The 8,726-nt window shown below is 71.4% G+C and carries 8 protein-coding genes and 1 pseudogene; 4 read left to right on the top strand and 5 right to left on the bottom strand.

Annotated elements, in window-relative coordinates; translation table 11 throughout:
• The 4 genes from QR77_RS08520 to QR77_RS08535 all read left to right on the top strand — a co-directional run.
• Positions 1 to 1,201 (top strand): ADP-ribosylglycohydrolase family protein (locus QR77_RS08520; RefSeq protein WP_063798015.1); only part of this gene is annotated, 1,201 nt, incomplete at its 5' end.
• Entirely contained in the window at positions 1,198 to 2,082 is an 885-nt protein-coding gene (gene rbsK, locus QR77_RS08525) for a ribokinase (RefSeq protein WP_040020697.1), read from the top strand. The genes QR77_RS08520 and rbsK, both read left to right, overlap by 4 nt.
• Positions 2,079 to 3,320, top strand: coding sequence for a CoA transferase (locus QR77_RS08530; protein ID WP_052488611.1), 1,242 nt, complete (start codon positions 2,079 to 2,081; stop codon positions 3,318 to 3,320). The genes rbsK and QR77_RS08530 overlap by 4 nt, the downstream gene beginning before the upstream one ends.
• On the top strand, positions 3,317 to 4,123 hold the full coding sequence (locus tag QR77_RS08535) for a CoA ester lyase (protein ID WP_040020698.1): 807 nt from the start codon (positions 3,317 to 3,319) through the stop codon (positions 4,121 to 4,123). Before QR77_RS08530 ends, QR77_RS08535 begins: the two co-directional genes overlap by 4 nt.
• 130 nt (positions 4,124 to 4,253) lie before the next feature.
• On the opposite strand, the gene lgt is transcribed toward QR77_RS08535, so the two are convergent.
• The 5 genes and pseudogenes from lgt to QR77_RS48395 form a co-directional block, all read right to left on the bottom strand.
• On the bottom strand, positions 4,254 to 5,255 hold the full coding sequence (gene lgt, locus QR77_RS08540; RefSeq protein WP_078876552.1) for a prolipoprotein diacylglyceryl transferase: 1,002 nt from the start codon (positions 5,253 to 5,255) through the stop codon (positions 4,254 to 4,256).
• 172 nt (positions 5,256 to 5,427) lie between these two features.
• Positions 5,428 to 6,258 carry a thioredoxin domain-containing protein gene (locus QR77_RS08545; RefSeq protein ID WP_040027549.1) on the bottom strand — a complete coding sequence of 277 codons (831 nt, stop codon included), beginning with the start codon at positions 6,256 to 6,258 and terminating at the stop codon, positions 5,428 to 5,430.
• A 157-nt stretch (positions 6,259 to 6,415) separates the two neighbouring features.
• Positions 6,416 to 7,228 carry a tryptophan synthase subunit alpha gene (trpA, locus tag QR77_RS08550; RefSeq protein WP_040020700.1) on the bottom strand — a complete coding sequence of 271 codons (813 nt, stop codon included), beginning with the start codon at positions 7,226 to 7,228 and terminating at the stop codon, positions 6,416 to 6,418.
• Entirely contained in the window at positions 7,225 to 8,460 is a 1,236-nt protein-coding gene (gene trpB, locus QR77_RS08555) for a tryptophan synthase subunit beta (protein WP_040027550.1), read from the bottom strand. Before trpB ends, trpA begins: the two co-directional genes overlap by 4 nt.
• A gap of 168 nt (positions 8,461 to 8,628) precedes the next feature.
• Positions 8,629 to 8,726, bottom strand: a pseudogene (locus tag QR77_RS48395) (tryptophan synthase subunit(beta)); the annotation flags it as partial.

Raw genomic sequence — 8,726 nt, forward strand, 5'->3', positions numbered from 1 at the left:
CGCGCTGCTGGACGAACTGGCCCTGATGCCTTCGCCGTTGGCGTCCGACGAGCCGACGGAGTTCGAGGCGATCAGGGCGGCGTGCCCCCAGTGGCCGTCCGCCTCGGGCAGCCAACCCGCCGTCACCGTCGACGCGTTGCACGCCGCCTGGCTCGGCCGGGCCGCCGGGTGTCTGCTCGGCAAGCCAGTCGAGAAGCTCCCGCTCGCCGGTATCCGCGCCATCGGCCGGGCGACGGGCAACTGGCCCCTGCGTACGTGGTTCACCGGGCGCGGCCTCCCGCCGGACATCGCCGCCGCCTATCCCTGGAACCGCCGTTCGGCGACGACCTCGCTGGCCGAGAACATCGACGGCATGCCCGAGGACGACGACCTCAACTACCCCTTGCTGGGACTCATCCTGATCAGCCGTCACGGGAAGGACTTCAGCACCGATCAGGTCGCACGGCTCTGGCTGGACGAGTTGCCTGCGGGGCGTACGTTCACAGCCGAGCGCATCGCGTACCGCAACCTCCTCGCCGGTGTGGAGCCGGGGCACACCGCGCGGCACCACAACCCGTTCCGGGAGTGGATCGGGGCGGCGATCCGTGCCGATGTGCACGGCTGGACGTGTCCCGGCGACCCGGGGGCCGCCGCCGAACAGGCTTACAGGGACGCCGCGTTGACGCACACCGCCAACGGTGTGTACGGCGCGATGTTCGTCGCTGCCACCATCGCGGCGGCCGGATCCCGCCCCGAAGGGCCGGGTGCCACGGACGGCGCCGACGTGCACCGCTGTCTGCGGGCCGGGCTGAGCGTCGTACCCCCGCGCTCCCGGCTGGCCGAGGCCGTCCGGCTGGGGATCTCGACCGCCCGCGAACACACCTGCTTCGACGCGGTCGTTGACGATCTCCACCGCGCCCTCGGCCACTACCACTGGGTCCATGCCGTCCCGAACGCCGCACTGCTCGCCGCCGCCCTCACCCATGCCGACGGCGATTTCGCAGGCTCCATCTGCCGTGCCGTTTCCGGTGGTTGGGACACCGACTCGAACGGCGCGACCGCCGGCTCCGTCGCCGGACTGCTCACCGGGCATCCGGACAGGCTTCCCGACCAGTGGACGGCTCCGCTGAAGAACCGGCTGGCCACCTCCGTCGCCGGTTTCGACGGAACGGGGTTCGACACACTCGGGGAACTGACCCACAGGGAGGCGTTCCGCACATGACCCGCATCGTGGTGCTCGGCAGCACCAACATGGACCTTGTCGCCTATGTCGCACGGGCCCCGGGGCGCGGGGAAACCGTCACCGGCCGCGAGTTCCGTACGATTCCCGGCGGCAAGGGCGCCAACCAGGCCGTCGCCGCCGCGCGCGCGGGCGGTGAGGTGGCGATGATCGGGGCGGTCGGCGCCGATGTCTTCGGTGCCGAGCTACGGGACACACTCGCGGCCTCCGGCGTCGACACCGATCTGCTGCGCACCGCCGAAGGCCCTTCAGGCACGGCCCATATCGTCGTCGACGACGAGGGCGGCAACGCCATCGTCGTCATCCCGGGCGCGAACGGCACGGTCACCGGACTCGGCCCCGGCGACGAGGCGCTCATCGCGAGCGCCGGCGCGCTGCTGCTCCAACTCGAACTCCCGCTCAGCGCGGTACTCGCCGGAGCCGAAGCCGCCCGCCGGCATGGTGTGCGGACCGTGCTCACGCCGTCCCCCGCACAGCCGCTGCCGCCCGAACTGCTCGCGGTGACCGACCTGTTGGTCCCCAACGAACACGAGGCCGCGGCCATCGCCGGGGTCGCCGATCCGCATGCGGCCGCCGAGGCGCTGCTCCGCCAGGTGCCCGAGGCCGTGATCACGCTCGGCGCCGCCGGGAGCCTGTACGCGGCCAGGGGCGCCGAGCCCCTGATGGTCACGGCACCCCGGGTCAGGGCCGTCGACACCACGGCGGCGGGTGACACCTTCGTCGGCGCGCTCGCCGTCGCGCTGGGCGAGGGCCGGCCGATGGCCGAGGCGATGGGCTGGGCCTCGAAGGCCGCCGCGCTCTGCGTCCAGCGCGCCGGCGCCTCCACCTCCATGCCGTACCGCCCCGAGATCGAGGCCTCATGAACACAGCGGAAAACACCACGGAAACCACAGCGGAAAACACACCGGCGACACCGCCGCCCCCGCTCGCCGGCCTGCGCGTCCTCGACCTCGCGACGCTCTTCGCCGGGCCGCTCGCCGCCACCATGCTCGGTGACTTCGGCGCCGACGTCATCAAGGTCGAGCACCCCACCCGCCCCGACCCCTCGCGCGGCCACGGCCCGTCCAAGAACGGCGTGGGCCTGTGGTGGAAGCTGCTCGGCCGCAACAAGCGCACCATGACCCTCGACCTGTCCACGCCGGGCGGGCGCGATCTCCTCCTGCGCCTCGCCGCCGACGCCGATGTCGTCATCGAGAACTTCCGCCCCGGCACGCTGGAGAAGTGGGGCCTCGGCTGGGCCGAACTGTCCGCGGCCAACCCCCGGCTGGTCCTCGCCAGGGTCACCGGCTTCGGCCAGTTCGGCCCGTACTCCCACCGCCCCGGCTTCGGCACGCTCGCCGAGGCGATGAGCGGCTTCGCCGCCATGACGGGCGAGCCGGACGGTCCCCCGACGCTGCCGCCGTTCGGTCTGGCCGACTCGATCGCCGCGCTGGCCACCGCGTACGCCGTGATGACCGCGCTGAGCGGCCGGGACGCCACCGGGCGCGGGCAGGTGGTCGACCTGGCGATCATCGAGCCGATCCTGACGGTGCTCGGCCCGGGGCCGCTCTGGTACGACCAGCTCGGCTACGTCCAGCCCCGTACGGGCAACCGCTCGCGCAACAACGCCCCCCGCAACACCTACCGCACCGCCGACGGCTCGTGGCTCGCCGTCTCCACCTCGGCCCAGTCGATCGCCGAACGTGTCATGCGGCTGGTCGGACGGCCCGAGCTGGCCGGTGAGCCGTGGTTCGGCACGGGCAGCGGGCGCGCCGAACACGCCGATGTGCTGGACGAGGCGGTCGGCGGCTGGATCGCCCGGCACACCCGCGCCGAGGCCATGGCCGCCTTCGAGAAGGCGGAGGCGGCGATCGCGCCCGTGTACGACGTCCGCGACGTGATGGCCGATCCGCAGTACCAGGCGCTGGACACCGTCACCGAGGTGCCGGACCCGGATCTGGGGCCGCTGCGCATGCAGAACGTCCTGTTCCGGCTCTCGGAGACGCCGGGCGCCATCCGGTGGGCGGGCCGGGCCCATGGCGCCGACACGGATTCGGTCCTGGCCGAGCTGGGTCTCTCCGTACCGGAGATCAGCGCGCTCCGCTCGGAGGGCACGCTGTGACCACGCCGCTGACCTGGCTGTACGTACCCGGTGACCGCCCGGAGGTGGTCGCGAAGGCCCTCGGGTCCGGCGCCGATGTCGTGATCGTCGACCTGGAGGACGCGGTGGCGCCGCACCGCAGGGCATACGCGCTGGACGCCACCGTCGAACTCCTCGCGGGACCGACAGGAATCCCCGCCGCTCCCCCCGTCCATGTCCGTATCGGCGACGAGCGGGACCTCACCTCGCTGGCCGGTCTGCCCGGCCTGTCAGCACTGCGCCTGCCCAAGATCACGCACGCGTCGGACATCCACCGCGTCGCGGCGCGCGCTCCCGACGTACCGCTGTACGCCCTGCTGGAATCGGCGTCGGCCGTCGAGCACGCGTACGCCGTCGCGACGGCCCATCCGGCCGTACGGGGCATCGCGCTCGGTGAGGCGGATCTGAGCGCGGATCTGGGCGTACGGGACGACGCCGGCCTCGACTGGTCGCGCGGCCGGGTCGTGGTCGCCGCGCGCGCCGCGGGTCTCGCGCCGCCGGTCCAGTCGGTGTTCCCGGACGTCAGGGACCTGGACGGGCTCGCCGCCTCCTGTGCGCACGGCAGGGCGCTGGGTTTCCTCGGCCGGACGGCCATCCATCCGCGCCAGCTTCCGGTCATCGAGCGGGCCTACCTGCCGAGCCCGGAGGAACTGGTGATCGCCGAGGAGATCCTCGAAGCGGCGGCCGGGGACGCGGGTGCGCTCGCGCTGTCCGACGGGCGCTTCGTGGACGCGGCGATCGTGGCGGCCGCCCGCCGTACGGTCTCGCTCGCCGTACGGGACTGACCCGCGTACCGCCCGGAGAGCCGCCCGGACGCCCACCCGCACGGCCACCAGACAGGAGGCGGGCCGCCGGTTCCCCCCAAGGGGTCCGGCGGCCCGCCTCCTGACCTGACGTTCAGCTCTGCTCAGGGCGTCAAGCCCCTGCGCTGTCCTCCGCCGTCTCCTGCTTCACGACTTTGCGCGTCTTCACGGCATTGCCGCCGCCCTCGTCCTCGGGCTCTTCCGAGCCGGTGGACGAGCCGTCGGAATCACTCAACCCCTCCGCGCCCTCGGAGTCGTCCGCACCCTTCGAGGAACCGTCGGCGTCCTCGGGCGCCGGAGCGGGCTCAGGCTCGACGATCTCCTCGCGGCCCGGCCGCATCTTCGACGAGACGATCATGTAGACGACGGCCAGGACGAAGATGATCCCGGCGGTCCAGTCGTTCAGCCGGATGCCCAGGAAGTGGTGCGCCTCGTCGACCCGCAGCCACTCGGTGCCGGCCCGGCCGAAGCAGTAGGCGGCGACGTACAGCGCGAAGGCGCGTCCGTGTCCGAGCTTGAACTTGCGGTCGGCCCAGATGACCAGGAGGGCGACGAACACGCACCACAGCGACTCGTACAGGAACGTCGGGTGGTAGAGACCCGCTTCCCTGTTCGGGCCCGCGGTGATCTTCAGCGCCCACGGCACATCGGTCTTCCTGCCGTACAGCTCCTGGTTGAACCAGTTGCCCCAGCGACCGATGGCCTGCGCGATGGCGAGTCCGGGAGCGAGCGCGTCCGCCCAGGCAGGCAGCGGGATACCGCGCCTGCGGCAGCCGATCCAGGCACCCACGGCACCCAGCGCGACCGCACCCCAGATGCCGAGGCCGCCGTTCCAGATCTTGAAGGCGTCGACCCAGTCCTCACCGTTGCTGAAGTAGAGCTGGTAATCGGTGATGACGTGGTAGAGCCGCCCGCCGACCAGGCCGAAAGGCACCGCCCATACGGCGATGTCGGCCACGGTGCCGGCTTTGCCGCCCCGGGCGATCCAGCGCTTGTTGCCGTACCAGACGGCGACGAAGACACCGATGATGATGCAGAACGCATAGCCGCGCAACGGAATGGGTCCGAGATGGAGCACTCCGGTGGACGGGCTGGGAATGTAGGCAAGTTCCATGGCAGCACCGACGCTACCGTGCCGGGCGGGACGAGACGCAATCCGCCCGGCAACGTCTGGGTAACGAGGTGGGCCGGAAGCCCTGGCTGCGCCCCGGTGCCGAGGCTGCCCCGGGGACGCGGCGGACCGGCCGCCGGGGCCGCCGCCGGGGCCGCTCCACCGGCCCGACAGGTCAGCCCACCGGCGGGTTCTCCGGCGGTGCCGTGCCCAGCTTCTTGCCCTTGTTGGCCTGGGTGACCCACTTCTTCAGATTGGCCGGGGAAATGTTCTCCGAGCCCTTCTGCGGCAGCACCGATTCCCCGTTGAGCAGAATCGTCGGCGTCCCGCTGAAGCCACCCGTCCGGAATTTCTCGGCGGACTTCGCCACCCAGTCGTTGTGGGCGCCGCCCCGCACGCACTGTTTGAAGCCGGGGGACGACTCCAGGCCCTCGACCTTGCCCGCCAGCGCCAGCAGGTGGCTGTCGTCGGCGAAGGGGTCTTCGGTCTCCTTGGGCTGGTTGTCGTACAGCACATCGTGGTACGGGAGGAACCTGCCGGCGTCCTGCGCGCACGCGGCGGCGTTGGCCGCGTGCCGGGAGCCGCTGCCGCCCATGTTGCCGTCGATGATCGTGGCGAGGTGGTACTCGACCCTGACCGCCCCGGCCCGCTCCAGCTCATGGATCGTCTTGCGGTACTCACTTTCGAACATGCGGCAGGACGGACAGCGGAAGTCCTCCCACACCGTGAGCGTCGACGGCGCGTCCGCCGCGCCCACGGGGATCGCGAGCTGGTCCTCGCCCTGGGCGCCGGACGGTGCGAGCACCGCGCCTGCCGCGCTCGCCGCCTTGTCGGCGCGCATGTTGTTGACGAGTGCCCCGATGCCGGCGGCAGCGGCGAGCACGCCGACGACCACCCCTGACGCGACCAGGACGCGTTTGCGCCTCTCGCTCGACGCGTGTGCTGCTCGTTCTTGCTGGAGCCGCTCTCTCGCGCTCCGGTTTGCCTCACGGTTCTTCTGGCTCACGCCCACAGCAACGAACCGGGGAGGTGCGGAACACCTCCCCGGCCCGAGGACCACCCGTACGTGTCATGCCATCCGCGGGCGCTCGAACGCTCAGCGCTGACGGGCAGCGCATACGGTCAGCGCTCACGGTCGGCGCTCACGGTCAGCGTTCGAACGGTCAGCGCTTACGAACGCCCGCTGCCAGCTCGCCCGCCAGGGCCCGTACGGCTTCGGCCCCCGCCGCCTCGTCGGGCGCGTCGAGCAGCGCCTTCACAAAGGCCGAGCCGACGATCACACCGTCGGCGAATCCGGCGACCTCGGCCGCCTGCGCCGCGTTGGAGACCCCCAGCCCGACACAGACCGGCAGGGCGGTCGTCGCCTTGGTCCGCTCCACCAGGTCCTGGGCCTGGAGGCCCACCGACTGGCGGGTGCCGGTCACGCCCATCAGCGAAGCCGCGTACACAAAGCCGCTGCCCACCGCCGTGATCTTGGCGAGCCGCTCGTCCTTGCTGCTCGGCGCCACCACGAAGACCGTGGCGAGCCGGTGCTTCTCCGCGTGCTCGCGCCATACCGCCGACTCCTGCACGGGCAGGTCCGGCAGGATGCACCCGGCGCCGCCCGCCTCGGCCAGCTCCGCGGTGAAGCGCTCGACGCCGTAGCGGTCGATGGGGTTCCAGTACGTCATGACCAGGACCGGCTTTCCGGTCGCCGCGTGCACCTCACGGACCGTACGCATCACGTCGGCGATCTTCACCCCGCCCTTGAGCGCGATGTCGTCGGCGGTCTGGATGACAGGTCCGTCGAGGACCGGGTCGCTGTGCGGGAGCCCGACCTCCAGGATGTCGGCGCCCCCGTCGAACACGGCCTTCATCGCGGCGATACCGCTGTCGGTCGTGGGGAAACCGGCGGGCAGGTAGGCGATGAGCGCCGCCCTGTTCTCGCTCCTGGCACTCGCGAGCGACTCACTCAACAGCTCGATGTTCCCGCTCACTTGGTGCCCTCCCCGTCGTACAGCCCGAAGTAGCGGGCGGCCGTGTCCATGTCCTTGTCGCCGCGCCCGGAGAGGTTGACGACGATCAGGCCGTCCTTCCCCAGTTCCTGGCCCACCTCGATGGCTCCGGCCAGCGCGTGCGCGCTCTCGATGGCCGGGATGATCCCCTCCGTACGCGACAGCAGCAGCAGTGACTGCATGGCCGCGTCGTCGGTCACGGCCCGGTACTCGCCGCGCCCGCTGTCCTTGAGGAACGCGTGCTCGGGGCCGATGCCCGGGTAGTCGAGGCCCGCCGAGATCGAGTACGGCTCGGTGATCTGGCCTTCCTCGTCCTGGAGTACGTACGAGCGCGACCCGTGCAGGATGCCCGGCTCGCCCGCGGTCAGGGTCGCCGCGTGCTCGCCGCTCTCGATGCCGTGACCGGCCGGCTCGCAGCCCACCAGCCGTACGTCCGCGTCGGGGATGAACGCGTGGAACAGCCCGATCGCGTTGGATCCGCCGCCCACACAGGCGATGGCCGCGTCGGGCAGCCGCCCTGCGCGCTCCAGGATCTGCCGCCTGGCCTCGACGCCGATCACCCGGTGGAAGTCGCGGACCATCGCGGGGAAGGGGTGCGGTCCTGCGACCGTACCGAACAGGTAGTGCGTACGGTCCACATTGGCGACCCAGTCACGGAACGCCTCGTTGATCGCGTCCTTCAGCGTGCGGCTGCCGGACAGCACAGGGATGACCTCGGCGCCGAGCATGCGCATCCGGGCGACGTTCAGCGCCTGCCGCTCGGTGTCGATCTCCCCCATGTAGATGGTGCATTCGAGACCGAACAGCGCGCACGCGGTGGCCGTGGCCACGCCGTGCTGACCGGCGCCGGTCTCTGCGATGACGCGGGTCTTGCCCATGCGCTTGGTGAGCAGCGCCTGCCCCAGCACGTTGTTGATCTTGTGCGAGCCGGTGTGGTTCAGGTCCTCGCGCTTGAGGAACACCCGGGCGCCACCGGCGTGTTCGGCGAATCGCGGGACCTCGGTCAGCGCGCTGGGCCGGCCGGTGTAGTTGACCATCAGTTCGTTCAGCTCGGCGGCGAAGGCGGGGTCGTGCTTCGCCTTCGCGTACTCGACGGCGACCTCGTCCACGGCGGCGACGAGCGCCTCGGGGATGAAGGTGCCGCCGAACTCGCCGAAGTAGCCCTCGACGGTGGGCGAGAGACCTTCGGGATCAGGAACAAAGAAACCCGGCAGATCTGGTGTGTCTGACACGAAAGTTCGACTCCTCGGGAAACGACGGACTCAGGGAACCGTGTGCGTCGTGGGGAGGGCAGGACGGTCCGGAAAAAGAACCGCACCGGTCCGGAGCGGGAACGGCGGCGACTGCGCGAGCAGCGGCGGCCCCGTCCGGGCATACCTCACCTACGACACCGCTCCGCGGCACCATCGCATCCCGTTGACCTGACCGGGCTCGTCCCCGATCACGTACCGCACCCGCCGTCCACGCACCCGCCGCGCCG

The sequence above is a fragment of the Streptomyces sp. 150FB genome, from assembly GCF_000818195.1.
GTDB lineage: Bacteria > Actinomycetota > Actinomycetes > Streptomycetales > Streptomycetaceae > Streptomyces.